27 protein-coding genes are annotated in these 26,673 nt (G+C 68.2%); 21 read left to right on the forward strand and 6 right to left on the reverse strand.

The annotated features are described in order from the left end of the window. The first annotated feature begins 186 nt into the window (after window positions 1-186). From AU185_RS18065 to AU185_RS18080, 4 genes are all read left to right on the forward strand, one after another. Entirely contained in the window at window positions 187-1,329 is a 1,143-nt protein-coding gene (locus tag AU185_RS18065) for an alpha/beta hydrolase (protein WP_059098708.1), read from the forward strand. Continuing rightward, entirely contained in the window at window positions 1,305-2,339 is a 1,035-nt protein-coding gene (locus AU185_RS18070) for a 2-hydroxyacid dehydrogenase (RefSeq protein ID WP_231740264.1), read from the forward strand. The genes AU185_RS18065 and AU185_RS18070 overlap by 25 nt, the downstream gene beginning before the upstream one ends. Before the next feature lie 33 nt (window positions 2,340-2,372). After that, window positions 2,373-4,589 carry an acyl-CoA dehydrogenase family protein gene (locus AU185_RS18075; protein WP_059098709.1) on the forward strand — a complete coding sequence of 739 codons (2,217 nt, stop codon included), beginning with the start codon at window positions 2,373-2,375 and terminating at the stop codon, window positions 4,587-4,589. A gap of 81 nt (window positions 4,590-4,670) precedes the next feature. Further along, window positions 4,671-4,982, forward strand: coding sequence for a hypothetical protein (locus AU185_RS18080; RefSeq protein ID WP_059098710.1), 312 nt, complete (start codon window positions 4,671-4,673; stop codon window positions 4,980-4,982). Between the two features lie 6 nt (window positions 4,983-4,988). On the opposite strand, the gene fadD2 is transcribed toward AU185_RS18080, so the two are convergent. Next, entirely contained in the window at window positions 4,989-6,671 is a 1,683-nt protein-coding gene (fadD2, locus tag AU185_RS18085) for a long-chain-fatty-acid--CoA ligase FadD2 (protein ID WP_059098711.1), read from the reverse strand. Between the two features lie 55 nt (window positions 6,672-6,726). Here fadD2 and AU185_RS18090 point away from each other — a divergent pair, with 55 nt between their 5' ends. From AU185_RS18090 to AU185_RS18100, 3 genes are all read left to right on the forward strand, one after another. Further along, window positions 6,727-7,995 (forward strand): DNA polymerase domain-containing protein, encoded by a 1,269-nt coding sequence (locus tag AU185_RS18090; protein WP_059098712.1) that lies wholly within the window; start codon window positions 6,727-6,729, stop codon window positions 7,993-7,995. Window positions 7,996-8,127: 132 nt separating this feature from the next. Continuing rightward, entirely contained in the window at window positions 8,128-8,538 is a 411-nt protein-coding gene (locus tag AU185_RS18095) for an STAS domain-containing protein (protein WP_059098804.1), read from the forward strand. A gap of 132 nt (window positions 8,539-8,670) precedes the next feature. Beyond that, entirely contained in the window at window positions 8,671-9,042 is a 372-nt protein-coding gene (locus AU185_RS18100; RefSeq protein ID WP_059098713.1) for an NYN domain-containing protein, read from the forward strand. Here the strand turns inward: AU185_RS18100 and AU185_RS18105 are convergent. Then, window positions 9,026-9,661, reverse strand: coding sequence for a TIGR03086 family metal-binding protein (locus tag AU185_RS18105; RefSeq protein WP_172800161.1), 636 nt, complete (start codon window positions 9,659-9,661; stop codon window positions 9,026-9,028). The genes AU185_RS18100 and AU185_RS18105 overlap by 17 nt on opposite strands. Window positions 9,662-9,712: 51 nt before the next feature. On the opposite strand from AU185_RS18105, the gene AU185_RS18110 reads away from it, so the two are divergent. Both AU185_RS18110 and AU185_RS18115 read left to right on the forward strand, forming a co-directional pair. Next, a complete protein-coding gene (locus AU185_RS18110; protein WP_059098715.1) occupies window positions 9,713-10,147 on the forward strand; it encodes a MarR family winged helix-turn-helix transcriptional regulator in 435 nt (144 codons plus the stop codon). A 10-nt stretch (window positions 10,148-10,157) separates the two neighbouring features. After that, window positions 10,158-11,573 (forward strand): NCS2 family permease, encoded by a 1,416-nt coding sequence (locus AU185_RS18115; protein WP_059098716.1) that lies wholly within the window; start codon window positions 10,158-10,160, stop codon window positions 11,571-11,573. 6 nt (window positions 11,574-11,579) lie between these two features. Here the strand turns inward: AU185_RS18115 and AU185_RS18120 are convergent, their stop codons facing one another. Continuing rightward, window positions 11,580-12,245, reverse strand: a complete 666-nt coding sequence (locus tag AU185_RS18120; RefSeq protein WP_059098717.1) for a hypothetical protein — start codon at window positions 12,243-12,245, stop codon at window positions 11,580-11,582. 23 nt (window positions 12,246-12,268) lie between these two features. Then, on the reverse strand, window positions 12,269-12,817 hold the full coding sequence (locus AU185_RS18125) for a CsbD family protein (protein WP_059098718.1): 549 nt from the start codon (window positions 12,815-12,817) through the stop codon (window positions 12,269-12,271). Between the two features lie 76 nt (window positions 12,818-12,893). On the opposite strand from AU185_RS18125, the gene AU185_RS18130 reads away from it, so the two are divergent. From AU185_RS18130 to AU185_RS18185, 12 genes are all read left to right on the forward strand, one after another. Then, a complete protein-coding gene (locus AU185_RS18130) occupies window positions 12,894-13,937 on the forward strand; it encodes a CobW family GTP-binding protein (RefSeq protein ID WP_059098719.1) in 1,044 nt (347 codons plus the stop codon). A 19-nt stretch (window positions 13,938-13,956) separates the two neighbouring features. Further along, a complete protein-coding gene (gene ligD / locus AU185_RS18135) occupies window positions 13,957-14,940 on the forward strand; it encodes a non-homologous end-joining DNA ligase (protein WP_059098720.1) in 984 nt (327 codons plus the stop codon). 50 nt (window positions 14,941-14,990) lie between these two features. After that, window positions 14,991-15,956 carry a YihY/virulence factor BrkB family protein gene (locus AU185_RS18140; protein ID WP_059098721.1) on the forward strand — a complete coding sequence of 322 codons (966 nt, stop codon included), beginning with the start codon at window positions 14,991-14,993 and terminating at the stop codon, window positions 15,954-15,956. Window positions 15,957-15,978: 22 nt separating this feature from the next. After that, window positions 15,979-16,851: an MOSC domain-containing protein gene (locus AU185_RS18145; RefSeq protein WP_231740265.1), complete on the forward strand. Its 873-nt coding sequence runs from the start codon at window positions 15,979-15,981 to the stop codon at window positions 16,849-16,851. Beyond that, window positions 16,851-17,660, forward strand: coding sequence for an SDR family oxidoreductase (locus tag AU185_RS18150; RefSeq protein WP_059098723.1), 810 nt, complete (start codon window positions 16,851-16,853; stop codon window positions 17,658-17,660). The genes AU185_RS18145 and AU185_RS18150 overlap by 1 nt, the downstream gene beginning before the upstream one ends. Before the next feature lie 35 nt (window positions 17,661-17,695). Next, the gene (locus AU185_RS18155) at window positions 17,696-18,604 is read left to right on the forward strand and encodes an ABC transporter substrate-binding protein (RefSeq protein WP_059098724.1); all 909 of its coding nucleotides are present in this window, start codon (window positions 17,696-17,698) and stop codon (window positions 18,602-18,604) included. A 12-nt stretch (window positions 18,605-18,616) separates the two neighbouring features. After that, window positions 18,617-19,327, forward strand: a complete 711-nt coding sequence (locus tag AU185_RS18160; protein WP_059098725.1) for a queuosine precursor transporter — start codon at window positions 18,617-18,619, stop codon at window positions 19,325-19,327. Window positions 19,328-19,401: 74 nt separating this feature from the next. Then, a complete protein-coding gene (locus tag AU185_RS18165; protein WP_059098726.1) occupies window positions 19,402-20,079 on the forward strand; it encodes a 5-oxoprolinase subunit B family protein in 678 nt (225 codons plus the stop codon). A 66-nt stretch (window positions 20,080-20,145) separates the two neighbouring features. Then, window positions 20,146-21,030 (forward strand): 5-oxoprolinase/urea amidolyase family protein, encoded by an 885-nt coding sequence (locus tag AU185_RS18170; RefSeq protein WP_059098727.1) that lies wholly within the window; start codon window positions 20,146-20,148, stop codon window positions 21,028-21,030. 37 nt (window positions 21,031-21,067) lie between these two features. Next, entirely contained in the window at window positions 21,068-21,649 is a 582-nt protein-coding gene (locus AU185_RS18175; RefSeq protein ID WP_082683955.1) for a GNAT family N-acetyltransferase, read from the forward strand. Window positions 21,650-21,763: 114 nt separating this feature from the next. Then, window positions 21,764-22,912 carry a uroporphyrinogen-III synthase gene (locus AU185_RS18180; RefSeq protein WP_059098728.1) on the forward strand — a complete coding sequence of 383 codons (1,149 nt, stop codon included), beginning with the start codon at window positions 21,764-21,766 and terminating at the stop codon, window positions 22,910-22,912. Continuing rightward, window positions 22,909-23,589 carry a sirohydrochlorin chelatase gene (locus AU185_RS18185; protein ID WP_059098729.1) on the forward strand — a complete coding sequence of 227 codons (681 nt, stop codon included), beginning with the start codon at window positions 22,909-22,911 and terminating at the stop codon, window positions 23,587-23,589. The genes AU185_RS18180 and AU185_RS18185 overlap by 4 nt, the downstream gene beginning before the upstream one ends. Before the next feature lie 77 nt (window positions 23,590-23,666). Here the strand turns inward: AU185_RS18185 and nirD are convergent, their stop codons facing one another. Next, on the reverse strand, window positions 23,667-24,014 hold the full coding sequence (nirD, locus tag AU185_RS18190) for a nitrite reductase small subunit NirD (protein ID WP_059098730.1): 348 nt from the start codon (window positions 24,012-24,014) through the stop codon (window positions 23,667-23,669). Further along, on the reverse strand, window positions 24,011-26,572 hold the full coding sequence (gene nirB / locus AU185_RS18195; protein ID WP_059098806.1) for a nitrite reductase large subunit NirB: 2,562 nt from the start codon (window positions 26,570-26,572) through the stop codon (window positions 24,011-24,013). Before nirB ends, nirD begins: the two co-directional genes overlap by 4 nt. Window positions 26,573-26,673: the final 101 nt, after the last annotated feature.

Genomic DNA, 26,673 nt, shown 5'->3' on the forward strand with positions numbered 1-26,673 from the left:
ATCAGGTTCAAGCTCGATCAATGACGAACGGACCGGCACTGCCATGACGATCGCCCCGCGCGTCCCGCCGCCGTTCATGTCGGTCACGCGCACGGTCGAACACGTTCACCACCATGGCTTTTGGGTGGGCGACAGGGTGCTTTCGGCGACCGTATCCCGTCGTACGACGTACCCCTTGGGGGCCGCATGAGCAGAACCTCCTCGAGCGCCGGAACGCCGGGCGTCATGCGCGAGTTCATCGGCCTCGACTCCCCCACTGCCCGCCGCGCCGGCGCCGGCGGACACCCGTGCCAAGGTCTCTATCACCGCGGAGTGGGCCGCAAGCCGAAGGTCGCGATGATCACAACGCACTACCAGATCGACTTCTCCGAGCACTATCTCGCCGACTACATGGCCACTCGCGGCATCGGCTTCCTGGGATGGAACACGCGGTATCGCGGGTTCGAGAGCAGCTTCCTGCTCGACCACGCGCTCGTCGACATCGGCGTGGGGGTGCGCTGGCTGCGCGAGGTCCAGGGCGTGGAAACCGTTGTACTGCTTGGCAACTCCGGCGGCGGGTCGTTGATGGCGGCATACCAGGCGCAGGCCGTCGACCCGCATGTGACACCGCTCGCCGGCATGCGCCCGGCGGCCGGACTCACCGACCTGCCGCCCGCCGACGGCTACGTCTCGACCGCCGCACACCCCGGCCGTCCCGACGTGCTCACCGCATGGATGGACGGCGCCGTCATCGACGAAACCGACCCGGTGGCAAGCGATCCCGAGCTCGACCTGTTCGACGGACACAACGGCCCGCCGTACTCCGCGGATTTCGTCGAGCGGTATCGGGCCGCACAGGTCGCGCGCAACGACGCGATCACCGACTGGGCCGAGGCAGAGCTCGAGCGCGTGCAGGCTGCGGGTTTCTCCGACCGCCCGTTCACGGTGCTGCGCACGTGGGCCGACCCACGCATGGTGGATCCCACCCTGGAACCGACGAAGCGACCCCCGAACATGTGTTACGCCGGAGTGCCGGTGCAGGCCAACCGATCCGCGCGCGGCATCGCGGCGGCGTGCACGCTGCGCAACTGGATCGGCATGTGGAGCCTGAGGCATGCGCAGACGCGTGCCGAACCACACCTCAACCGGATCACCTGCCCTGCGCTGGTCATCAACGCCGATCAGGACACCGGCGTGTACCCGTCGGATGCACAGCGCATCTTCGACGCACTGGCCAGCGCCGACAAGGCGCAATGCTCGATCGACAGCGACCACTACTTCACCACTCCCGGGGCCCGCAGTGAGCAGGCCGATACCATCGCCAAGTGGATCGCCAAGCGGTGGCGCTAGCCGTCGACGACTCGCGCGAGCGCGCAACGCTGCGAGTCCTCGCCCATTTCAACCCTGGTCCGAAGGTGTTCGATTTCGTTGCTCCGGAGGCTGATTGGCTCGACATCCGCTACTGCGCAGACGATGACGACGCCACCTTCTACCGGGAGTTGCCCGAGGCCGAGGTGATCTGGCACGTCTTGCGGCCGATCTCCGGCGAGGACCTGGCCAAGGCCGGTCGCTGCCTGCTGGTGCACAAGATGGGCGCGGGGGTCAACACTGTCGACGTGGACTTCGCGGCGGGCCACGGGATCGCGGTAGCGAACATGCCCGGCGCGAACGCCCCCTCGGTCGCCGAAGGGACCGTGCTGCTGATGCTGGCCACGCTGCGCCGGTTGACCGAACTGGACGCCGCCACCCGCGCGGGCCGGGGCTGGCCGTCCGACCCGAGCCTGGGCGAAACCGTCCGTGACATCGGCGGCTGCACCGTCGGTTTGATCGGCTACGGCAACATCGCCAAGCGGGTGGAGCGAATCGTGCTGGCCATGGGCACCCCGCCCGATCGGATTCTGCACACCAGTACCCGCGAGGACGGTCATCCCGGTTGGCGTGCGCTACCCGACCTGCTGGCCGCCAGCGACATCGTCTCGCTGCATCTTCCGCTGACCGACCGCACCGCGGGCATGCTCGACCGTGCGGCGCTGTCACTGATGAAGCCCGACGCCGTGCTGGTCAACACCAGCCGCGGCGCCATCGTCGACGAGGCGGCCCTGGTCGAGGCGCTGCGTGCGGGCCACCTGGCCGGCGCGGGCCTCGACGTCTTCGCGACCGAGCCGGTCGCGGCCGACAATCCGCTGTTGAAACTCGACAATGTGGTGCTGACCCCGCACGTCAGCTGGTACACCGCCGACACGATGCGGCGGTACCTGGAATTCGCGGTGGACAACTGCCGCCGCCTGCGGGACGGCCGCGAGCTGACCAACGTCGTGAACGGTATCGTGTTTCCCAACCGACCGGTTAATAGGGAATGACCCGTCCCAGCCCAGTCACAAAGAGGTGTAGGTATGCCCATCGCCATCAACCCTGAGCACAACGACCTGGCCGATTCGGTACGGTCCTTCGTCGCCCGGGTGGCGCCGTCGGAGGTGCTGCACGAAGCGCTGGAGACGCCGATCCCGAATCCGCCGCCCTACTGGAAGGGCGCCGCCGAGCAGGGCCTGCAGGGCGTGCACCTGTCGGAAGGCGTTGGCGGACAAGGCTTCGGCATCCTCGAGTTGGCGATCGTCGTCGCGGAGTTCGGCTACGGCGCGATGCCGGGCCCGTTCGTGCCGTCGGCGATCGCCAGCGCGCTGATCGCCGCGCACGACCCCGAGGCCGCGCTCCTGAACGACCTGGCCTCCGGTGCGACGATCGCGTCCTACGCCATCGATTCCGGCCTGACCGCCACCCGCCACGGTGACGACGATGCCGCGGGTCTGGTCATCCGCGGCGAGGTGCGCGCCGTGCCCGCCGCCGAGCAGGCCTCGGTGCTGGTGCTGCCGGTCGCCGGGTTGGAAGAAGGAACCAGCGGTCACAAATGGGTGGTCCTGGAGGCCGGGGAACTGGAGATCGAACCGGTCAAGAGCCTGGACCCGCTGCGGCCGGTGGCCCACGTGCGCGTGAACGCCGTCGAGGTCGGCGACGACCGGGTGCTGAGCAACCTGAGCCGCCCGCTGGCGCGCGCACTGATCTCGACGTTGCTGTCCGCTGAATGCATCGGCGTCGCCCGGTGGGCCACCGACACCGCGGCCGAGTACGCCAAGATCCGCGAGCAGTTCGGCAGGCCCATCGGCCAGTTCCAAGCGATCAAGCACAAATGCGCTGGCATGATCGCCGACACCGAGCGGGCCACCGCCGCCGTCTGGGACGCGGCCCGGGCCATCGACGAGTTCCGCGAAACCGGTGCGGCCGAAGCGGGTTTCGAGTTCGCCGCGGCGGTCGCGGCCACTCTGGCGCCCGAGGCCGCCCAGCACTGCGCCCAGGACTGCATCCAGGTGCACGGCGGTATCGGCTTCACCTGGGAGCACGACGCCAACGTCTACTACCGCCGCGCGCTGGTGCTGGCGGCCGGTTTCGGGCGGCACGCCGACTACCCGCAGCACGTCGTCGACGTCGCGACCAGCACCGGCATGCGCAAGCTCAACATCGACCTCGATCCGGAGACAGAGAAGCTGCGCGACGAGATCCGCGCGGAAGTCGCTGCGCTGAAAGACATTCCACGCGAGGAACGCACGGTCGCGATCGCCGAGGGCGGCTGGGTGCAGCCGCATCTGCCCAAGCCATGGGGCCGGGCGGCGGGTCCCGTCGAGCAGATCATCATCGCCCAGGAGTTCGAGGCCGGCCGGGTCAAACGCCCGCAGATGGGCATCGCGGCCTGGATCATCCCCTCGATCGTCGCGTTCGGCACCGAAGAACAGCAGCAGCGCTTCCTGCCGCCGACGTTCCGCGGCGAAATGATCTGGTGCCAGCTGTTTTCCGAGCCCGGCGCGGGTTCGGACCTGGCCAGCCTGACCACCAAGGCGACCAAGGTCGACGGCGGCTGGCGAATCACCGGACAGAAGATCTGGACCACCGGCGCGCAGTACTCGCAATGGGGCGCACTGCTCGCGCGCACCGACCCGAGTGCCCCGAAACACAATGGCATCACGTACTTCCTGCTCGACATGGCCACCGACGGCATCGAGGTCAAGCCGTTGCGCGAGCTCACCGGCAACGCGATGTTCAACACGGTGTTCATCGACGACGTGTTCGTCCCCGACGAACTGGTGCTCGGCGAGGTGAACCGGGGCTGGGAAGTCAGCCGTAACACGCTCACCAACGAACGGGTGTCGATCGGCAGCAGCGAGCCGCCGTTCCTGGCCAACCTCAACGGGTTCGTCGAGTTTCTCCAAGACGGACAGTTCGACCAGATCGAGCAGAACCACGCGGGCAGGCTCATCGCCGAGGGTCATGCGGCCAAGGTGCTCAACATGCGGTCGACGCTGCTGACGCTCGCCGGCGGCGATCCGATGCCGGCCGCGGCGATCTCCAAGCTGCTGTCGATGAAGACCGGTCAGGGTTATGCGGAATTCGCGGTGTCGACATTCGGCACCGACGGCGCCGTCGCCGACCCGAAAGAGTTGCCGGGCGTGTGGTCGGAGTACCTGCTCGGCAGCCGGGCCACCACGATCTACGGCGGCACCACCGAAGTGCAGCTCAACATCATCGCCGAACGCCTGCTGGGACTGCCCCGCGACCCGTAACGGCGCTCGGCGGTTGTCGGCCCGGACTCCCACGGCGCCTGCCGCACGTTTAACAACCCGGCCGAAGGCAACCCGGCTGTCATGACCAACGACGTCGAGAAGCGCTGGGACAAGCCGGGCGCATTCCGCGCCGCCGCCACCTATGTGGCCGTGGTGGTCGCGGTGGCGGCCGTCGCGTTCGTCATCTACGCAGTCGTGTCGAAGACTTCGGTGGTCGCCGCGTCGACCGTGCCGGCGATCCTGTTGCTCGGCGGGCTGGGCGCGTTCGTCAAGACCTACCGTGAGTGGAGGGCACAGGACCAGTGGGTGCAGTGGCAGGGGGCCGGCTGGTTCCTGCTCTTGCTGATGCTGGTGTGCCTGTCGATTCCCGGCGCGGCCGCGATGGCCGACTAGGGCCGCCTACTCCTCCACTTCCATTTCCCGGAGCTCACGCTTGAGGATCTTGCCGGTCGGGTTGCGCGGCAACTCGTCGAGGAAGACCACTTCGCGCGGCACCTTGTACCGGGCCAGGTGCTCGCGGACGTAATGCTTGATGTCGTCCTCGCCGATCGAGGCGCCATCGGCCTTGACCACGAAGGCGCGCAGCCGGTGTCCCCACTCCTTGTCCTCCACGCCAAGGGCGGTGGCCTCGACGACCTCGGGGTGACCGCTGATGAGGTCCTCGACCTCGGCGGGGAACACGTTCTCACCGCCGGACACGATCATCTCGTCGTCACGGCCGCTGACGTAGAGCAGGCCGTCCTCGTCGAAATAGCCGACGTCACCGGACGACATCAGCCCGTCGATGATCTCCTTGTGCCCGCCGCCGGTGTAGCCCTCGAACGGGAAGAAGTTGCCGACGAAGATGCGCCCCACCTCGCCCTGCGGCAGTTCCTTGCCGTTGTCGTCGAGGATCTTGACCTTCACACCCTTCACGATGGGGCCGACTGTGGCCGGATTCTTCTCCAGATCCTGGGGCCGCGCGATGGTGGCGAACGCGATCTCGGTCGACCCGTACAGGTTGTAGATGACGGGACCGAGCATCTTGAGTGCGCGCTGTGCCATCTCCGCGCCCAACTGCGATCCCGACACGAACACGATTCGCAGCGACGACAGGTCCGGCTTGCGCTCCATGCCCTCGAGCGCATCGAGCATCCGCGACAGCATCACCGGCACCACCACCACGGCGGTCACCTTGTGCTTCTCGATGTCCTCGAGCACGGTCGCGGGCTTGAAACGCCTGCGCAGCACCAACGTCGTGCCCAACATCATCGCGATCGTCGCGTGCAGAAAGCCCAGCGCATGAAACATCGGAGCGGGCAGCGACGTGACCTCGCCACCCTTGAACGGCACGTGCGAGAGCACACCGCCGATCGGGGCCAGGGTCGGCGGCGTACTTCTGTTGGCGCCCTTGGGAGTTCCCGTCGTACCGCTGGTCAGGATGATCACCGACGAGTGCTTGGTCGCCTTCGGCGCGGGCTTACCCGTATGACGGGAGACGAAGTCCTCGAGGGTCTCATCGGTGCTGTCGGACGGCTCGTCCTTGTCGGGGTTCACCCCGAGCGCGCGTAGCTTGCCCAGCGGCGGATCGGCCTTGGAAACCGCCTGGCAGTACTCGTCGTCGTAGATGATCAGCTTGGCGCCCTCGCGTTCGGACACCTCCTTGACCTGCGGACCCGAGAACTCGCTGTTGAGCAGGATGATGCGCGCACCGGTGCGGGCGGCGCCGTAGAGCGCGACGAGGAACCACCGGTGGTTGCGGGCCAGGATCGCAACGCCGTCACCGCCCTTGACGCCCTTCTCCAGCAGGCCGTTGGCCACCGAGTGCGCGGCGTCGTCGAGCTCCTTGAACGTCATCTCGCCGAAGTCGTCGATGATCGCGGTGCTGTTGGGCGTGCGACGCGCATTGAGGGCGGGGATCATCCCGAACTCGCCCCAGCGCCGGATGTCGGCGAGCATCCCGGCGATGTTCTGCGGCGGTTCGATCTTGAACGCGCCGGCGCCGAACATCTTGCTGGCGTAGTGCAGCTCGGCCGACCCCCGCTCGACGAGCTGTTGAGCCTTGGCGACTGCTTGCAACGGGAGATCGGAGAGTCTGGCCATGGACCCACAATATGTGACCGGCGTCGCACTTCGGCCGGGAAACTAGCATGACGATATGGCCTCTCGGCGGCAGGAAGCCCGGTACCTGGAGGTCGACGGTCTGCGGGTGCCCATCACCAACCCCGACAAAGTCGTCTTCCCCGAGATCGGGGTGACCAAGTCCGATCTGATGCACTACTACATCGGCGTCGCCGACGGCGCCCTGCGCGGCGTGCAGGACCGGCCGATGATCCTCAAGCGATTCGTCAAGGGCATCACCGAGGAGGCGGTGTTCCAGAAGCGGGCGCCGCAGAAGCGGCCGGATTTCGTCGACGTCGCTGAGCTGAAATACGCGTCCGGGACCTCGGCCGCCGAAGCGGTGATCCGCGATCGGGCCGGCTTGGTCTGGGCGGTGAACCTCGGCTGCGTCGACCTCAACCCCCATCCGGTGCGGTCGGACGATCTGGCCCATCCCGACGAGCTGCGTGTCGACCTCGACCCGATGCCCGGGGTCGCGTGGCCACAGATCATCGACGTGGCGATGGTCGCCCGGGAGGTGCTCGAGGACCACGGGTTGACGGCGTGGCCGAAGACGTCGGGGTCACGGGGTTTTCACATCTACGCCCGGATTCAGCGGCGGTGGCCGTTCAAGTTCGTTCGGCTCACCGCGCAGGCGGTCGCCCGTGAAATAGAGCGCCGCGCGCCCGACATCGCGACGGCGCGCTGGTGGAAGGAGGAACGCGAGGGCGTCTTCGTCGATTTCAACCAGAACGCGTTCGACCGGACCGTCGCCTCGGCCTACTCGGTGCGGGCGACGCCGGATGCCCGGGTGTCCACGCCCCTGCGCTGGAGCGAAGTGCCCGGCTGCCGACCGGAGGCGTTCACGATCGCGACGGTGCCGGAGCGGTTCGCCGAAACCGGCGATCCGTGGGAGGGCATCGACGACTCGGCGGGTTCGCTGGACGCGTTGCTCGATCTCGCCGACCGGCTCGGCCCGGCAGAAAAGGCGCCGCGCGGGGCGAAGCGTTCGGGCGGTGGAGACGCGCGTCGCAGCGCGGGCCGCACATCGTCGAAGCCGCTGATCGAGATCGCCCGCACGAAGACAAAGGACGAGGCGATGGCCGCTCTCGAACAATGGCGGCGACGTTACCCGTCGGTAGCCGAAAAACTCGAGCCCGCAGATGTTCTCGTCGACGGAATGCGGGGACCCAGTTCGATCTGGTATCGGATCCGGATCAACCTGCAGCATGTGCCCGAAAATCAGCGCCCCCCACAGGAAGAGCTGCTTGCCGACTACAGCCCCTGGGAGAACTACTCCGGTCCCCAGTGGTTGCGCCGCGGCTGACGGGTTTGCTGGTCGACGCGAATGCGGCTTCTTACCAAAGTATTAGCCGCCGCTCCCGGTTGCCTTAAATTGGCCGCTTAGCTTGGGTTCCAAGGTCAAGTTGAGGTGCAGGAGGCGGGGATGCCCGGAAAAATGTACGGCAATCCGACCTTCGACTGCGCCGGCGCGCAGCTTCACGCGGTGTGCCGCCAGCTGGCGACGGTCGTGACGGTCGACGGAGTCATCGACGATACGAACATCGAGCGGATCACCGCGTTCGCGCACCGGTTCGTGCTCGCCGAGAAGCCGTTCGTTCTCGACCTCAGCGGCGTCACTTCGTGTGCGGGCCAGATCGTTTCACTGATGTACGACGTCGATGAGTGCTGCTTCCACGCCGGTGTGGAGTGGTCGGTCATCGCCAGCGATGCTGTGCAGCGCGTGCTGCGCGGTACCGGAGTGAGCTTCCCGGTGGCCGAGTCGGTGCCGGACGCGCTTCACCACTTCGCCGACAGCATCGATCAACGGCGCCGCCTGCTGCCGCTGTTGACCAAGAAGACCGCATAGCGGAAGGCGACACACGTGCTACTCGACATTCGTTGGCTCGGTTACCTGCTTGGCCGTCGGCATCCGGCGGCCAAGCAGACCGGCCACGCCGCTCACTGAACCGACGCCCTCGACTGACGCCCGCACCGACGGATGCGCTGGATCGTCGACGGGATGAACGTGATCGGATCGCGCCCCGACGGTTGGTGGCGCGACCGGCACCGCGCGATGGTCGCCCTGGTCGAGCGCCTGGAACGGTGGCGACCCACCGGTGACGACGTCACGGTGGTGTTCGAACGGCCGCCGAAGCCACCGATCGTCTCGTCGACCATCACCGTCGCGCACGCGCCGCAGCCGGCCGTCAACTCGGCCGACGACGAGATCGTGCGACTGGTGAACGCCGACACCCGACCGGCCGACATTCGCGTTGCGACGTCGGATCGAACGCTCGCCGAGCGAGTGCGAGCCGCCGGCGCATCCGTATGTCCGGCGGACCGACTGCGCGATCTCATCGACCCACGGTGACGCCTTCCGCCCGCCAGTCGGGTGAGCGGCCGAGGTGGCGCAGCAGCCGATCGAGGTCGCTCGCGCCCGCTTCCGTGGGGACGGCGTGGGCGAACGGCGAGTTGTCCATGTCGCGGATCTCGCCGTCCGGAACCGCCAATGCCAGCGGTAGGACGGCCTCGATCACCTCGGCCGGCAGCGAGAACGGCACCCCGAGGCTGCGGGCGACGTCCCAGCCGTGGACGACATAGTCCACGAAGTGGAAGCCGATCGCCATCGATCCCGGGACGGCGGCGTCCTTCCCGAACTCGGGTAGCGCGAACGTCGCATCCGGCACGCCGTCGGCGGAGAACGCCTCGAGCACGTTGGCGGCGGCCGCGGCGTAGGTGCCGCCGGGGTCCGCGCGGACCGCGTCGGCGACGGTCGCGGGATCCCACATCGCAAGGTCTGCACCCGACCCGCGCGCGGCGGCGGCAAACCCGTTGTGCTGCACGGTCATATGGGTCAGCAGATCGCCGAGGTCCCAGCCGGCACACGGGGTCGGTGAAGCGAGGTCGCCGAGGGTGACGTCCGCGACGATGTCGACCGACGCGGCGACGGCGATCCGGTGGAGCGGTCGAAGGTCATTATTGATATGCATGTGCATACGATATGCGTCTACTTATCATTGGTCAATGCTTAACATTCGCCCATGCCGCCGAAGTCGAGACGACCGGACCTCGCGGCGATGCTCGCCCCGCTGCTGCGCCGGCTGATCGCCCTCGAAACCCCGATCCTGGCGTCGCACGACGTGTCGATGTGGGGATACAGCGTGCTGGTGGCGCTCGATGAGTCGCCGGTGCGCACCCAGGCCGCACTCGCCGAGGCGATCGGCGCCGACAAGACCCGGATCATTCCCACGCTGGACGAGTTGCAGGCCAAGGGCTACATCGAGCGCCGGCCCGATCCGGCCGACCGGCGTGCGCGGCTACTGGCCATCACCGACGAGGGCCGTGCCCTCAAGGACGCGGTGCAAGCGGAGATTCAGCGCGGAGAGGAGCGGTGGCTGTCGGTGTTGCCGGCCGCCGAGCGGCGGGCGTTCCTGCGGGCTCTGCACGAGATGACGCGCGTCGAGCCCAACCCATAGGGTTCGGAGAGTGACTCGCCTCGTCGACCGCTTCTTCGAGATCTCGGCGCGCGGTACGACGGTCGGCGCCGAGGTCCGCGGCGGACTGGTCACGTTCATCGCGATGGCCTACATCATCGTGTTGAACCCGATCATCCTGTCGAGCTCCGAGGACGTCGCCGGCGAGAGGCTCCAATTCGCCGAAGTTTCGGCGGTGACCGCGCTGACGGCGGGCGTGATGACGATCCTGTTCGGCGTCATCGCGCGGTTGCCGTTCGCGTTCGCCGCGGGCCTGGGCATCAACTCGTTCGTCGCGACCACGCTCGTCGGCTCCCTCACGTGGGCCGAAGCCATGGGCCTGGTGGTGATCAACGGGCTCGTCATCGTCGTGCTGGCCGCGACCGGATTGCGGCGGCTGGTATTCGACGCCGTGCCGATGCAGCTCAAGCTCGCGATCACGGCAGGCATCGGGCTGTTCATCCTGTTCGTCGGTCTGGCGGACGCCGGCTTCATCGGCAGCACCGGGGAGCCGTCACCGCCGGTCGGCCTGGGCCGTCTCGGCGACGGCTCGATCGGCACCGTGCCCACCGTCGTCTTCGTGTTCACGCTGCTGCTGACCGGAACCTTGGTGGCCCGAAAAGTGCGGGGCGGCATCCTCATCGGGCTCATCACCGGCACGGCCGTCGCGGTCGTCATCGAGGCGATCTGGCACCTCGGCCCGGCGGCTGACAAGCCCGGCGGGTGGAGCCTGTCGGTGCCGACGCTGTCGGGATCGCCGTTCGCGATCCCGGACCTCTCGCTGGTCGGCGCATTCAGCTTGGACAGTTTCGGTCCCGTCGGAATGATCGCAGCGATCATGTTCGTGTTCACGCTCGTGTTCGCGAACTTCTTCGACGCGATGGGGGTGTTCACCGGGCTGTCCCGCGAGGCGGGCCTGGCCGACGCGCAGGGCACCTTCCCGCGGCTGCGTTCGGCGCTGATCGTGGAGGGCGCCGGCGCGGTGGTCGGCGGCGCATCGTCGGCGTCGTCGAACACGGTGTTCCTCGAATCGGGCGCGGGCATCGGCGAGGGCGCCAGGACCGGCCTGGCGAACCTGGTGACCGGCGGGCTGTTCCTCGCGGCGATGTTCATCTCGCCACTGGCCAACGTCGTGCCCACCGAGGTGGCCGCCGCAGCACTCGTCGTCGTCGGCGTGATGATGGTGTCGCACCTGCGCCACATCGACATCTCCGAATTCTCGGTCGCCCTGCCGGTGGTGCTGACCGTGGCGACGATGCCGTTCTCGTACTCGATCGCCAACGGCATCGGCGTCGGCTTCATCGCCTGGGTGGTGTTGCGATCGGCGGTCGGCAAGGCGCGCGAGATCAGCCCGCTGCTGTGGGTCGTCGCCGCGGGGTTCCTGCTCTATTTCGGCCGCGGCTGGATCGAGTCGCTGATCGGGATGTAGCGCGGGTCAGCGGTCGGCTTGCCGCGTCTCCTTCTCCGTTTCGGCGAGATCCTCGATCCTGTCCGCCTGCGCCTGCGTCACCGTGGCATCGACGCGCTTTTCCGCAGCGTCGTCGAGCTTGGCGGCTGCGGTCGCTGCGACGCTGCGCTCGGCCGCATCGATCTGCGCCTCTTCGCGACGCTTGGCGGTCTCGACGTTCCTCTTGCGTTGGGTGGCGATCTGGTCGGCCTGCTTCTTGTTCGCGGCGATGCGCTTCTCGGCGTTCTCGATCGCCGCCCGCTTACGCTGCTGGGCCTCCTTGCGGGCCTCTCGGGCTTCGCGTTCGGTCTCCTCGAAGGCATCCTGCTTGTCCTGCAAGGCCTTCTCGCGCGTCACCTCCAACTCGGCATCGGCCTGCTTGGCGTTCTCGTCGGCGGCCGCGTCCAGTTCGGCCGCGCGGCGCAGCGCATCGCTGCGCTCGACGAGCGCGGCCCCCCGCTTACGCAGTTCGGGATCGCCGAGCGCGACGCCGACCGCGGTGTCCAACATGCCCAGCGAACGCTCGTAGAAGAGCCGGGCGGGCGCCTCGGAGTCCATTTGCGCGACGAACCGGTCGTCGATCAACTGCAGTGGCATGCGGGCCAGCTGGTACTGGATCCTCAGCACCGCCCTCGGGATAGCGGTGAGACTCATGGTCAAGCTCCTTTGTGCCCTGGTCAGGCGTCGTTGTTGAGGTTCTCGGCCTGCCGCCTGATGCGGGCGGCCTCCGCGTGCGCGCTGGCCGACTCCGCAACGGCTTCGCGATGTTCTTCGAGCGCGTCGGCGAGTTGGCTGTCGGCGTCGTGGATCTCGGCGCGCTGTTCGGCTTTCGCTTCGCGCGCCTTGCGCTCCGCATCCCGATCGGCCTGGCTGCGCTCTTCGTCGAGCTGCCGGTGGGCGGCCTGCTCGGCGGCCCGCTTCTGCGCGGCTTCCTGATTGTCCACCGCGGCCTGCTCGGCGGCCGTTTCGGCGTTCAGCGCGGCGCGTTCTCCGGCGCTTTCGCGGTTGGCCTCGGCCACATCGGCCCGGGCCTCCCGAGCCTCGGCGTCGGCGAGCGCCCGCGCCTTGTTTGCCTCTTTGCGCTGCTCGGCCTCGGCCTGCTGAAGCTGCCCTTCAGCGGTCAGCGAGTCGTTTCCGGTGACCGCGCCGAACACCTCTTTGGCCTTGCCCTTCACCGAGTCGATCAAGCTCTCGCGTGCCTGGCCGGCCTTGTCTTGGTCCGTCATTCGGGCCTCCTCTCGGGGGCTTAGGTTCCACATCCGACGGGGTCCGAAACACGGCTGTGGGCCAATCGCTGACATCATGTGTGCCGTGGTGGCCCGCGTCCTGCAGCCGACGGTTCCCGTCATTGCGCTCACCGGCTATCTCGGCGCCGGCAAGACGACCCTGCTCAACCATGTGCTGCGCGCACCGGGGGCCCGCATCGGCGTGGTGATCAACGACTTCGGCGAGCTCAACGTGGACGCCGCCCTGGTGAGCGGACAGGTCGACGAACCGGCCTCGATCGCAGGCGGCTGCATCTGCTGCCTGCCCGACGACGACGGACTCGACGAGGCGCTGGCCAAGCTCGCCGACCCGAAGCTGGCACTGGACGCGATCATCGTCGAAGCGAGCGGCCTGGCCGACCCGATCGCGATCTCGCGCATCATCCGGTTCAGCGGCGTGGACCGTATCCGGCCCGGCGGCATCGTCGACGTCATCGACGCCAAGGCACATTTCGGCACCGTCGACCCGCACGCCACCCCGCCGGCCCGGTACGCCGCGGCCTCTCTGGTGGTGGTGAACAAACTCGACCAGATACCGCACGACGACCGCGACGGCGTGCTCGCCCGCATCACCGACCGGGTGCGTGAACGCAATCCGGACGTCCACCTGGTCGGCGCCGTCGCGGGACGCGTCGATCCCGCGCTGCTGTACGACGTGTCCGAGGCGTCCACCGAGGACGGCCAGTTGTCGCTGCGCGAACTGCTGGTCGACGCCGAGCTCGACCAGCATCCGCACGTGCACGCCGACTCCGTCACCGTGACCAGCGACGGATGCGTCGACCCGGACGCGCTGTTCGACCTGCTCGAGCAGCCGCCCGACGGCGTGTACCGGCTCAAGGGCATCGTCGCGGTGCGCTACCGCGACCGCGTCCGCAGCTACGTCGTCAACGTGGTCGGGACGTCGGTGCACATCGCGGCCGCGCCGTCGTCGGCCCGGGCCAACAGCCTCGTGGCCATCGGCACGCACATCGATGCCGATGACGTCCGCGCTCGCGTCGAGGCCGCGCTGCGCCCGCACGACGGCGCCCCGTCCGCCGCCGGCGTGCGGCGCCTGCAGCGCTATCGCCGGCTGAGCGTGTGACGCTGCTTAAGGTGGGCTCATGAGCGTCGCCGAGGAGCGCGCCGGGGTTCGGCTGACAAACCTCGACCAGCCGTTGAGCGAGGATTCCGGGGCGACCAAGCGCGATCTCGTCGACTACCTCGACGCGGTGGCCGAACGAATTCTGCCGGGTCTGGCGGGGCGTCCGCTGACCGTGCTGCGAGTACTGCGCGGCCAGGCGCCGTTCATGCAGAAGAACGTCCCGAAGTACACCCCGGAGTGGGTGAAGACGGTGTCGATGTGGGCGGAGTCCTCGCACCGCGAGGTGCGCTACGCCCTGTGCGACGACCGCCGCACGCTGCTGTGGCTGGCCAACCAGCGCGCCGTCGAATACCACCCGACGCTGGGGCTGGCCGACGACATCTACCGCCCGACGCATCTGGTGCTCGACCTCGACCCGCCGCCCGGCAGCGCCTTCGACGCAGTGGTGGCCACGGCTGCGCTTGTGCGGCAGGCGCTTTCGGACTGCGGCCTGACGGGCGTGGTGAAGACCAGTGGCGCCAAGGGGCTACACGTGTTCGTGCCGGTCGACGACAGTGCCTCGGTCGACGACGTCGCGGCGGCCACCCGCGCCCTCGCGGCGCGTGCGGAGCAACTCGATCCCGCCCGCGCGACAACGGCTTTCATCGTCGAGGACCGCGAAGGCAAGGTCTTCATCGACTCCACCCGTGCCGGCGGTGCGACCGTCGTCGCCGCCTACAGTCCCCGACTGCGCGCCGGCACCCCCGTGTCGTTCCCGGTGGACTGGTCGGACCTGGACCGCATCACACCGGCCGACTTCTCGGTGCACACCGCGCTCGGTGTACTCGGCGACCGCGATCCGTGGGCCGAGCTGATGCCCGCCCCGCAGCCGCTGCCATCAGATCTGATCGAGCACGGCAGGACCATCCCCGTGGCGCGGGTGGCCGCGATGCACGAGGGCAAGCGCCGGGCGCGGGCGCTCCGCGCGCAGGACATCAAGGCGTCAGATTTGCCAGGGCGGTAAACGGGTATCGACCAGCGCATCAGCGAGGCCCGGGTAAGGGGGTCGGTGAGATGGTGGGCTGGCTGGACAGGCTGCAGCGACGTCACCGCCGCATCGGCTTCCTCATCGCGGTCATCTACAAGTACGTCGATGACCAGGGCGGCTACCTGGCCGCGCTGATCACGTACTACGCGTTCGTATCGCTGTTCCCGCTGCTGCTGTTGATGACGACGGCGTTGGGCGTGGTGCTCGCCGGACACCCGGACCTGCAGCAGCAGGTGCTGCAGTCCACGCTCAGCCAGTTCCCGGTCATCGGCAGCCAGTTGCAACGGCCGGAGCAACTCAGCGGCGGCGCCACGGGTGTCGTCGTCGGCATCGCCGGTGCGTTGTACGGCGGCCTGGGCGTGGGGCAGGCCGTGCAGAACGCGATGGACTCGGTGTGGGCGGTGCCGCGCAACAACCGGCCCGACCCGTTCCGGTCGCGGTTGCGCAGCCTGCTGCTGCTGTTCGTGCTGGGGTCCGCGGCCATCGCCACGACCGTGCTCTCGGCGGTCGGCCACGCGACCGCCGGCCTCGGGTGGCTCGGCAAGGTCGGCGTCACCGTCGTCACGGTGGGCATCAACGCGCTCATCTGCCTGGTGGCGTTCCGCGTCACCACAGTGCGGCGCCTCTCCTACCGCGACGTGCTGCCCGGCGCGCTGACCGCGGCGGTGATCTGGCAACTGCTGCAGTGGTTCGGCGCCAGCTATGTCACCCACGCGGTCAAGTCGACGAGCGCCACCAACAGCGTGTTCGCACTCGTGCTGGGGTTACTGGCATTCCTGTTCCTGGTGTCGGTGACGCTGGTGATGTGTGCGGAGATCAACGTGGTCCGGCTCGACCAGCTGCATCCCCGGGCACTGTTGACACCTTTCACCGACGACGTCGACCTCACCTCCGCCGACCGCCGCACCTACACGCGCAGGGCGAAAGCCGAACGGGCCAAAGGCTTTCAGCGCGTCAGCGTGCGCTTCGACGGTTCTCGCGAGCCTCCGTAGCGCCGGCTTGTACGGTCGGTACATGAGACGGATCCGAGATCGGATGACGGACAAGGTCGGACGCGTCGCCTCGCTGCGTCGCTATCCCGTGAAGTCGATGCTCGGGGAGCAGTGCGACTCCATCGAGCTCAGTCCGCTGGGCGGGGCCGGAGATCGGCGGTATGCGGTCATCGACGACGCCACCGGGCACGTCGCAACCGCCAAGCACCCCCGACTTTGGAGTGCGCTGCTGCAGTGTTCGTCGGCGACCGGACCCGACGGCGTCGCGGTGACGCTGCCCGACGGCCGCACGGTGCCGGTCGCCGAGGCGGCCGCGCCGCTGTCGGATCTGCTCGGCCGCACGGTGCACCTCGCCGACGAGCGAGCGGTCGGGGCCGTGCTCGAACGGTCCGATCCCGTCGACGTGCTCACCCACGGCATCGACGCGGAGATCGACCCCGTGCTGCTCGAACTCGCACAGGGCACGCCGGGCGGAGCGTTCGTCGACCATTCTCCTGTGCACCTGATCTGCACCGCCACGCTCGACGCCGTCGGGGTCGACCTGGCCGAGGCGATCCGGTACCGGCCGAACATCGTCGTCGAGACCCGCGGGTCTTCGCCCTTCGTCGAGAACGACTGGGTCGGTGCGCAGATCCAGCTCGGCGAGGTCCTGTTGCGGGGGACGCGGCCGACGCCGCGTTGCGCCGTGCCGACCCTGAAACACGGCCGCTCCGAACGCCTTCCGGGAGCCGTCCGGCACCTGCTCGAGCACAATCGCGTCGAGGTGCCCGGTTCCGGTGCGCTCCCCTGCGCCGGTCTGTACGCGGAGGTCATCACCGCCGGCACCGTCGGCATCGGTGACGAGGTCCGCATCATGGGCGACATCGACGTCGTCGATGCGGGTATGAAGATCTGATGACGCAACCCCCGCCACCACGCAAGTCCGTCTTCATCACCGGTGCTGCCGCCGGGATCGGCCGCGCCACCGCGCTGACGTTCGCCCGTAACGGCTTCGTCGTCGGCGGCTACGACATCGACGAGGTCGGTCTCAAGAGCCTGGCCGACGACATCGACGGGCTGGGCGCCACCGCTGTCGTCGGGCACCTCGACGTCACCGATCCCGACGAGATGGCGCAGCGCGTGCGCGAGTTCGCCGAAGCCGCCGGCGGCCGCCTCGACGTCATGATCAACAACGCGGGCATTCTGCGTGCGGGCCGGTTCGAGGAGATGGACATCCGCGGCCATCTCAAGGAGATCGACATCAACGCCAAGGGCGTCGTCAACGGCCTGTACGCGGCGTTCCCCTATCTGAGGGCGACGCCGAACTCGGTCGTCGTCAACCTCTCCTCCGCTTCGGCGATCTACGGCCAGGCCGAACTGGCGAACTACAGCGCCACGAAGTTCTTCGTCCGCGGGATCACCGAGGCGCTCGACATCGAGTGGAGCCGGTACGGCATCCGGGTCATCGCGATGTGGCCGCTGTACGTGCAGACCGCGATGACCGAGAGCATCAAGACCGGCACGACGGATTCGCTCGGCATCCGGCTGACGGCTCAGGACATCGCCGACGCGATCGTCAAGGCCACCGACCCGTCGTGGTTGCGGCGGGCCATCCACCAGGTGCACTTCCCGGTCGGATCCCAGACCAAGGTGCTGGCCGCGGGTTCCCGGTTCTCCCCTGGATGGCTGACCCGGCTGGTGAACAAGAAGCTGGCGCACTCCTGACGTGGTCTGACCGTTCGGTTGGCTAGGCTCGCCGAGTGGCCACACGGCTGACTCGGCGAGGCTTCCTGACGGTGACCGCGGGCGCGGCGCTCGTCGTCGCGGGATGCGGCTCGGACAAACCCGGCACCGTCGCCAAAGATGGCTCGGTCACCGTCAAGCATGTCTTCGGCGAGACCAAGATCCCGGCGCCGCCCACCCGGGTGGTCAGCGCGGGGCTCACCGAACAGGACGACCTGTTGGCGGTCGGGGTGGTGCCGATCGCGGTCACCGACTGGTTCGGTGGCGAACCGTTCGCAGTATGGCCGTGGGCGCAGCCGAAACTCGGCGGCGCCCAACCCACGGTGCTCAGCCTCGCCGACGGGATTCAGGTCGCCCAGATCGCGTCGCTGAACCCCGATCTGATCGTCGCCGTCAACGCCGGCCTGGACTCCGACACCTACACGAAACTGTCCGAGATCGCGCCGACGGTCGCACAGTCCGGGCACGCCGCGTTCTTCGAGCCGTGGAAGGACCAGGCGGGCACGGTCGGTCAGGCGGTCTTCAAGCACGACGAGATGCAAGCCCTGATCGCGGATGTCGACCAGAAGTTCACCGCGGTAGGTGAGAGCAACACCGCGTGGGCCGGCAGGAGTGCGGCACTGTTGCACGGCCGGCTGGACGATGGGGAGCCGCGGGCCCTGACCCCCGATTGGCGCGCCGAGTTCCTCACCCAGATGGGTCTTCGCGTCGTCGAGAATCCCGACACGGCCGACGTGCTGATCTGGGCCACCGAGAGCGACGAGGAACAGGCCGCGCTGCTGGCCGACCCGGCCGTCGCGAAGCGCGGTAAGGCCAACGTGTTCACGGGCAAGGAACTCGCCGGGGCGATCGCGTTCGCCTCACCGCTGTCGTATCCGGTGGTGGCCGACCGACTGCCGTCGCGCATCGCCCAAGCACTGAGTTGAGAAGATGACCCGGTGACGGTCACCCCGGACGCCCAGCAGACCGAGCACCGCGGCTTCGCCACCACGGGGTCGGCCTACTATCCGACGCTCGTCGCGGTGTTCACCGGCCTGGTGCTGATCTCGAACGTGGCGGCGACCAAGGGCATCGCGTTCGGCCCCATCATCGGCGACTGGTCGCTGATCACCGACGGCGGCTTCGTCGTGTTCCCGTTGACCTACGTGATCGGCGACGTGTTGTCGGAGGTGTACGGCTTTGCGGCCACCCGGCGCGCGATCTACATCGCGTTCGTGATGGAGGCGCTCGCGGCGTTCACGTTCTGGCTCACCGCCGTGCTGCCCGCCGCCGACTTCTACACCAATCAAGCGGCGTTCGAGGCCGTGGTGAAGCCGTTCACGCAGTTGATCATCGCGGGGCTGGCGGGCTTCATCGTGGGGCAGACGCTCAACGCCTGGGTCGTGGTGAAGGTCAAGACCCGGGTCGGCGAGAAGCATCTGTGGGCCCGGTTGATCGGCTCGACGGTCATCGGCGAGTTCGCCGACACGCTCGTGTTCTGCAGCATCGCCGCGGCCGCCATCGGGATCGACACCTGGGGTGACTTCCTCACGTACGTGGCGCTGGGGTGGGTGTACAAGACCGCGGTGGAGGTGGTCGTGCTGCCGGTGACCTACCGCGTCATCGCGTTCATCAAGCGCCGCGAACCGACCTATCGGCCCGCCTCCTGAGGCTTCGTTAAAACTCCTCTGGCAAGGCTCACAGAGCACGGGATTTGGTAGCTACTCGCGGGTAAGTTCGGGTCATGAGCGTGACAGCCGAAATGGACCGTGGCGTACGGGGCGCCGGCGCCATTCCCATCCGCGACTACGGGGAGCGGGCGCTCCTGCTCGAGTTCGACAGCACCGCCGCAGTATTGGCCTGGACCGAGGCGATCCGGCAGGCCGACCTGCCCGGCGTGCTCGACATCGTGCCGGCTTCGCGCACGGTGTTGATCAAGCTCGCTGGGCACCGGTACCAGGCGCCCACGCGGCAACGCCTGCGCAGCCTGCGTGTCGACGCCGACTTCGATGCGGAGTTGACACCGCCGGCAGACCGCCGCGCCGACGTCACGATCGACGTTGTCTACGACGGTCCGGATCTCGACGAGGTGGCCCGACTGACGGGCCTGACGCCCGAGCAGGTGGTCGCCGCGCACACCGGCAGCCTCTGGCGGGTCGGGTTCGGCGGCTTCGCACCGGGTTTCGCCTATCTCATCGGCGGTGATCCCCGCCTGGAGGTGCCGCGACGGTCCGAACCGCGAACCAAGGTGCCGGCCGGGGCCGTCGGTCTGGCGGGCGAGTTCAGCGGCGTCTATCCGCGTGAGTCCCCGGGCGGCTGGCAGTTGATCGGCCACACCTCTGCGGTGCTCTGGGACGTCGACCGTGAGAAGCCGGCGCTGCTGACATCGGGCATGTGGGTGCAGTTCCGGGATGTCGGATAGGACGTCAAATAGGACGTCAAATAGGACGTCAAATAGGACGTCAAATAGGACTGGGTAGGAGGGGCCATGACCACGCTTGAGATCCTGCGCTCCGGGCCGCTGGCGCTGATCGAGGACATGGGCCGCCCCGGGCTGGCGCACATGGGCGTCGGCCGATCCGGTGCCGCCGACCGCCGGTCGCACACGCTGGCCAACCGGCTGGTGGCCAACCCCGGCGATCGGGCCACCATCGAGGTGACGTTCGGCGGGCTGGCGGCGCGCGTGCGTGGTGGCGATATCGCCATCGCCGTCACCGGCGCCGACACCGACCCGGCTGTCAACGGAATACCGTTCGGCACCAACAGCATCCACTTCGCTCGCGACGGCGAGGTGATCACGCTCGGTGCACCGCACTCCGGCCTGCGGACCTATCTGGCGGTGCGCGGCGGTATCGACGTCGAGCCGGTCCTGGGGTCGCGGTCATACGACGTGATGTCCGCCATCGGACCGCAGCCGCTGCAGCCGGGTGATGTGCTGCCGGTCGGCGAGCACACCGAGGAGTTCCCCGAACTCGATCAGGCGCCGGTCGCGGCGATCGAGGACGACGCGCTCGAGCTGATGGTGGTGCCCGGTCCGCGCGACGACTGGTTCGTCGACCCGGATGTGTTGATCCGCACCAACTGGCTGGCGACCAACAAGAGCGACCGCGTGGGCATGCGGCTGGTCGGGATGCCGCTGGAGTACCGCCGTCCGGATCGGCAACTCCCCAGCGAAGGGGCCACCCGCGGCGCAATTCAAGTGCCGCCGAACGGTTTTCCGGTCATCTTGGGGCCGGACCATCCGGTCACCGGCGGCTACCCGGTGATCGGCGTCGTCGCCGACGAGGACATCGACAAGGTGGCTCAGGTGCGGCCCGGGCAAACGGTACGGATGCACTGGTCGCGGCCGCGCCGGCCATTCGAAGACGACTAGACAGACAACGAGCGCACCGCGCTGGTAGAAAAGCAGTGTGCATGTTCAGGAGTCCCATGTTCCCGTCGTGCGCATCCACACCGCGCGACTGATCCACACTTCCGACCTCGACCCCGAGACGCGCGAGGACGCCAAACGGATGGTGATCGAGGCGTTCGGCGGGGATTTCACCGAGGTCGACTGGGAACACTCCCTCGGCGGCATGCACGCGATGATCTTCGACCACGGCGCGCTGATCGCCCACGCGGCGGTGGTGCAGCGGCGGTTGCTGTATCGCAGGACGGCGCTGCGCTGCGGCTACGTGGAGGCGGTCGCGGTGCGCGAGGACTGGCGCGGGCAGGGCTTGGCGCGAGCCGTGATGGATGCCGTGGAGCAGGTGCTGCGCGGGGCGTATCAGCTCGGCGCGCTGAGCGCCTCGGAGGCGGGCAGGCACATCTACACCGCCCGCGGCTGGCTGCCGTGGCAGGGACCGACCTCGGTGCTCGCACCGGCCGGACTGACCCGCACTCCCGACGACGACCATGCGTTGTTCGTGTTGCCGGTGAGCCTGCCGGACGGCATGGCGCTGGACACCAGCGCCGAGATCACCTGCGACTGGCGCGACGGCGACGTCTGGTGAGATTCAGGTCATAACGCCCGCTTGACCTGGGATTTGTGGGCCGCCCGGACTGCCGACACGACTCCGCAACGGTCAATTAATCGCTCGGAAACATGCAGTGCATACACATGTCGCATGACCGAGCCCGACTGGGCGCCGCTCACCGGCTTCCGGGTGGCGGTGACCTCCGCCCGGCGTGCCGACGAGTTGAGTGCGCTGCTGCGCCGCCGCGGTGCGACGGTGACCAGCGCGCCGGCGATCCAGATGGTGCCGCTGCCCGACGACGACGTGTTGCGCGCGCACACTCGAGTTCTGATCGACGCACCACCGGACATCGTGATTGCCACCACCGGCATCGGCTTCCGCGGCTGGATCGCCGCCGCAGACGGCTGGGGCGTCGCCAACGACCTGATCGACGCGCTTGCCAAGGCGCGCATCCTCTCCCGTGGGCCAAAGGCGACGGGTGCCCTGCGCGCGGCCGGCCTGCCCGAGGAGTGGTCCCCAGACTCGGAGTCGTCGCGCGAGTTGGTGCATTACCTCGTCGCGGGCGGGATCGCCGGTCAGCGCGTCGCGGTCCAGATGCACGGCGCGACCGATGAGTGGGACCCGTTCCCCGAGTTTCTCGACGAGTTGCGTGCCGCCGGCGCCGAGGTCGTGCCGATCCTGGTGTACCGGTGGTATCCCGCGCCGCACAACGGAGACTTCGACCAACTGGTGGCCGGCATCGCCGAGGAGAAGTTCGACGCGGTCAGCTTCACCTCGGCGCCCGCGGTCGCGTCGGTTCTGCTGCGGGCCAAGGAAATGGGCCTGGAGAGCCGGGTGCTCGCGGCGTTTCGCGGTGACGTGCACGCGATGTGCGTCGGGCCCGTGACCGCCCGGCCGCTGGCCCGACTCGGGGTGCCGACGTCGGCGCCTGACCGAATGCGGTTGGGCGCGTTGGTCCGTCACATCACCGACGAGCTTCCGCTGTTGTGCGCGAGGACGGTTCGCGTGGCCGGGCATCTGCTCGAGATCCGCGGCACCTGCGTGCTGGTCGACGGCGTCGTCAAGCCGGTGTCGCCGGCCGGGATGGCGACGATCCGCGCGCTGGCCCACCGGCCCGGCGCCGTGGTGTCGCGCGCCGACCTGCTCCGGGCGCTGCCCGGCAACGGAACCGACACCCACGCGGTGGAAACCGCAGTGCTGCGGCTGCGAACGGCGTTGGGCGACAAGAATATCGTGTCGACGGTCGTCAAGCGGGGTTACCGACTGGCCGTCGAGGACAGTCTGGCGGTCGCACCATGAGTTTTCTGCTGGTGGCGCACGGCACCCGCAAACAGAGCGGGGTGTCGCTGATCGGGAACCTCGCAGATCGGGTGTCGACCGCGCTGGGCGCCCGCGTCCATGTCGCGTTCGTCGACGTGCTGGGCCCGACACCGAGCGAGGTGTTGCAAAGCCTGCCCGATCGCACGATCCTGGTGCCGGCGTTCCTGTCCCGCGGATATCACGTCAACACCGACATTCCCGCGCACGTCGCGGCCAGCGGACACCCCGGCGTGACAATCGCCGACGCGCTCGGTCCCAGCCCGCAGCTTACCCGCGTGCTGACCGATCGGCTGATCGAATCCGGTTGGCGGCCGGGCGATTCCGTGGTGCTGGCGGCGGCGGGCACCTCCGATACGGGTGCGTTGTCAGATCTGCGACGCATGTCGGCGCTGCTGTCGGCGGTGATCGGCGACCGGGTCGAGCTGGCGTATGCCGCCACCGGCGAGCCGCGGGTGGCCGACGCGGTGGCGAGTTTGCGCCGCAACGGCGCGCGGCGGGTCGTGGTCGCCTCATATCTTCTGGCCGAGGGTCTGTTCCAGGACCGGCTGCGCGCTAGTGGGGCCGACGCGGTGGCCGATCCGTTGGGTGGCCACCCCGCGATGGTCCGGTTGATCGCCAACCGGTTCCGCCGCGCCCGGCTGCCGTTGGCGGCCTAAGAGGTCTTTTGGCGAGCAGACGGAAATTGCCCCGAATGGCTGAAAATGGGGCACTTTGCGACTGCTCGCGAGGAAGGCTAGCCGCCGACTTCGACGTGACCGTCGGCAGTGAGCCGCGTCGGGTAGACCGGTAGCGAAACCTCGGGGTCGTCGAGGCACACACCGTCGTCAAGCGCGAACGCCTGCTTCTTGATCGGCGACTGCACGGTCGGACGTCCGCCGCGGTCACCCACGATGCCGCGCGACATCACCGCCGCCCCGGAGAACGGGTCGATGTTGCCGATCGCGTGCAGTGATCCGTCGTCGAGGCGGAACAGCGCCGCCTGACCACCGTCAGCGAGTAGCACGCCGACGCCGCGGTTGGGGATCAGGAAGTCATAGCGACAGGCCGACGTCCATACCTGGGTATCGTTGAGCACGGTCATCTTTGCGGCACCTTCGGCATCGCGAGCGGGACCTTGCGCCCCGAACTCTCGGTGAACTCGACAGTGGGATCGTCGACATCCGGGGCGTTCACGAACGACACGAACCGCGACAGTTTCTGCGGGTCCTCCAGCACGCCCTTCCATTCGCAGGCATAGCCGGCGACGTGGCGCTCCATGGCGTCTTCGAATTCGGTGGCCAGGCCGAGCGAGTCGTTGCAGACCACATCGCGCAGATGCTCCATGCCTGACTTACCCGGGAAGTCCATCGCTTCCAGCCACGGCGCCGTGCGCTGCAACCGGTCGGCGGTTCGGATGTAGAACATCAGGAACCGGTCGATGTAGCGGATCAGCGTCTCGTCGTCGAGGTCGCCGGCCAGCAGCTGTGCGTGCCGGGGCGTCATTCCGCCGTTGCCGCAGACGTAGAGATTCCACCCCTGTTCGGTGGCGATGACGCCGACGTCCTTGCTCTGCGCCTCCGCGCATTCGCGGGCGCAGCCGGAGACGGCCATCTTGATCTTGTGCGGGGCGCGCAGCCCGCGGTAGCGATTCTCGATCCTGACCGCCATGTCGACCGAATCCTGTTGACCGTAGCGGCACCAGGTGCTGCCCACACAGCTCTTCACCGTGCGCAGCGCCTTGCCGTAGGCGTGGCCGGATTCCATGCCACCGTCGACCAGCCGACGCCAGATCTCCGGCAGTTGATCGACCCGCGCGCCGAACATGTCGATGCGCTGGCCGCCGGTGATCTTGGTGTAAAGGTTGAAGTCCCTGGCGATCTCGCCGATCAGGATCAGCTGCTCCGGGGTGATCTCCCCGCCGGGCGACCGCGGCACCACCGAGTAGCTGCCGTTCTTCTGGATGTTGGCCAGGAAGTGGTCGTTGGAGTCCTGCAGCGAGGCCTGCTCACCGTCGAGGATGTGCTCCGAACTGGTCGACGCGAGGATCGACGCGACGACGGGTTTGCAGATGTCGCAACCTTTTCCGGTGCCGAACCGTTCGATCAGCCCGGAGAAGGTGCGGATCTCGGTTGCGCTGATGATCTCGAACAACTCGGCCCGCGACTGGCTGAAGTGCTCGCACAGCGCCTTGGACTGTTCGACACCCTCGGCCTCGAGCAGCTGCTTGAGCAGCGGCACGCACGAGCCGCACGACGTGCCGGCCAGCGTGCACTTCTTCAGGCTCGGCACGTCGCAGCAGCCGCCGGCGATGGCGCCGGTCAGGTCTCCCTTGGTGACGTTGTTGCACGAGCAGATCTGCGCGATATCCGGTAGCGCACCGACTCCCAGGCCCGGCGCGCTACCGTCGGAGACCGGCGCGATCAAGGACAGCGGATCGCCGGGCAGCTCGCTGGCGACCATCGGACGCAGCACACCGTAGGCCGACGCGTCACCGACCAGGATGCCGCCCAACAGGATCTTGGCGTCATCGGAGAGCACCAGCTTGGCGTAGGTCTGCTTGACCGGGTCGTTGACCACGACCTCCAGGCAGTTCGGCGTGCGGCCTTGGGCATCGCCGAAGCTGGCCACATCGACGCCGAGCAGCTTGAGCTTGGTCGACATGTCGGCTTCACCGAACTCGGCGGCACCGCCGAGCAGCCGGTCGGCCACCACCTCCGCGCTGGTGTACCCGGGGCCGACCAGCCCGTAGCAGCGGCCCTCGATCGCGGCCACTTCGCCGATGGCGTAGACGTCGGGATCGCTTGTGACACAGGAAAGGTCGGTGAGCACGCCGCCGCGCTGCGCGACATCCAGGCCGGCTTGACGGGCCAGTTCGTCGCGCGGGCGCACCCCGGCGGCGAACACGACCACGCCGGTGTCGATATGGCTGCCGTCGTTGAGCGACAACCGGACCGAATCGTCTCGGTCAGATTTGCGCAGCGGCTCATTGCGCTGCACCGGCACGATGCTCTCGGTGCCGACGCCGGTGTGCACCTCGATGCCGAGGCCCTTGATCATCCGGCTCAGCAGCGCACCGCCCGCCTCGTCGAGCTGCGCCGCCATCAGATGCGGTGCCATCTCGACGACGTGGGTCTTCAAGCCGAAGGTGCGCAACGCATTTGCCGCCTCCAGGCCGAGCAGGCCGCCGCCGATCACCACGCCGACCGGCGTTTTGGAACCGCGCGCGGCGTTCGCACCGGCCCGGATGGCGTCCAGATCATCGAGGGTCCGGTAGACGTGGCACACGGGCAGGTCACGGCCCGGGACCGGCGGAACGAAGGCATATGATCCGGTCGCCAACACCAGTGCGTCATACGGCACGCGCCGGCCGTCGGCGGTGAGCACCTCCTTCGCGGTCCGGTCGATTCCGGTCACCCGCGTGGCCAACCGCAGATCGACCAGATCGTCGCCCCGGTAGTCATTGCCCGGTAGCGCCAGCAGGTTGCGGTCCCAATGGTCGGTGTAACCGGTGAGCCCGACGCGGTCGTAGGCGGCGTCGGCCTCTTCGGCAAGAACGGTGACACGCCAGTCGCCGTCGGCGTCCCGGGAGCGAAGCGCCTCGACGAACCGGTGACCGACCATGCCGTGGCCGACAACCACCACGTTTCTTCTTGACCGCATGCCGCCGACGTTAAGCAGCCGATATTGCCGCAATGTCGCCTCGTGTGAAGCGCCGATCACGGTGTGCTCACAGGGTTCGACGCGCGATGTGAGCCCGGTTT

The organism is Mycobacterium sp. GA-0227b (assembly GCF_001499855.1).
Classification (GTDB): Bacteria; Actinomycetota; Actinomycetes; order Mycobacteriales; family Mycobacteriaceae; genus Mycobacterium.

Coding starts and splice junctions, on each gene's coding strand:
- AU185_RS18065 (WP_059098708.1), top strand. CDS start 187: ATGAGCAGAACCTCCTCGAGCGCCGGAACGCCGGGCGTCATGCGCGAG.
- nirD (WP_059098730.1), bottom strand. CDS start 24,014: ATGACCGTGCTCAACGATACCCAGGTATGGACGTCGGCCTGTCGCTAT.
- AU185_RS18185 (WP_059098729.1), top strand. CDS start 22,909: ATGAGTTTTCTGCTGGTGGCGCACGGCACCCGCAAACAGAGCGGGGTG.
- AU185_RS18180 (WP_059098728.1), top strand. CDS start 21,764: ATGACCGAGCCCGACTGGGCGCCGCTCACCGGCTTCCGGGTGGCGGTG.
- AU185_RS18165 (WP_059098726.1), top strand. CDS start 19,402: ATGAGCGTGACAGCCGAAATGGACCGTGGCGTACGGGGCGCCGGCGCC.
- AU185_RS18130 (WP_059098719.1), top strand. CDS start 12,894: ATGTGTGCCGTGGTGGCCCGCGTCCTGCAGCCGACGGTTCCCGTCATT.
- fadD2 (WP_059098711.1), bottom strand. CDS start 6,671: ATGGCCAGACTCTCCGATCTCCCGTTGCAAGCAGTCGCCAAGGCTCAA.
- AU185_RS18095 (WP_059098804.1), top strand. CDS start 8,128: ATGTACGGCAATCCGACCTTCGACTGCGCCGGCGCGCAGCTTCACGCG.
- ligD (WP_059098720.1), top strand. CDS start 13,957: ATGAGCGTCGCCGAGGAGCGCGCCGGGGTTCGGCTGACAAACCTCGAC.
- AU185_RS18100 (WP_059098713.1), top strand. CDS start 8,671: ATGCGCTGGATCGTCGACGGGATGAACGTGATCGGATCGCGCCCCGAC.
- AU185_RS18140 (WP_059098721.1), top strand. CDS start 14,991: ATGGTGGGCTGGCTGGACAGGCTGCAGCGACGTCACCGCCGCATCGGC.
- AU185_RS18105 (WP_172800161.1), bottom strand. CDS start 9,661: ATGCATATCAATAATGACCTTCGACCGCTCCACCGGATCGCCGTCGCC.
- AU185_RS18080 (WP_059098710.1), top strand. CDS start 4,671: ATGACCAACGACGTCGAGAAGCGCTGGGACAAGCCGGGCGCATTCCGC.
- AU185_RS18090 (WP_059098712.1), top strand. CDS start 6,727: ATGGCCTCTCGGCGGCAGGAAGCCCGGTACCTGGAGGTCGACGGTCTG.
- AU185_RS18170 (WP_059098727.1), top strand. CDS start 20,146: ATGACCACGCTTGAGATCCTGCGCTCCGGGCCGCTGGCGCTGATCGAG.
- AU185_RS18120 (WP_059098717.1), bottom strand. CDS start 12,245: ATGAGTCTCACCGCTATCCCGAGGGCGGTGCTGAGGATCCAGTACCAG.
- AU185_RS18075 (WP_059098709.1), top strand. CDS start 2,373: ATGCCCATCGCCATCAACCCTGAGCACAACGACCTGGCCGATTCGGTA.
- AU185_RS18145 (WP_231740265.1), top strand. CDS start 15,979: ATGAGACGGATCCGAGATCGGATGACGGACAAGGTCGGACGCGTCGCC.
- nirB (WP_059098806.1), bottom strand. CDS start 26,572: ATGCGGTCAAGAAGAAACGTGGTGGTTGTCGGCCACGGCATGGTCGGT.
- AU185_RS18110 (WP_059098715.1), top strand. CDS start 9,713: ATGCCGCCGAAGTCGAGACGACCGGACCTCGCGGCGATGCTCGCCCCG.
- AU185_RS18125 (WP_059098718.1), bottom strand. CDS start 12,817: ATGACGGACCAAGACAAGGCCGGCCAGGCACGCGAGAGCTTGATCGAC.
- AU185_RS18150 (WP_059098723.1), top strand. CDS start 16,851: ATGACGCAACCCCCGCCACCACGCAAGTCCGTCTTCATCACCGGTGCT.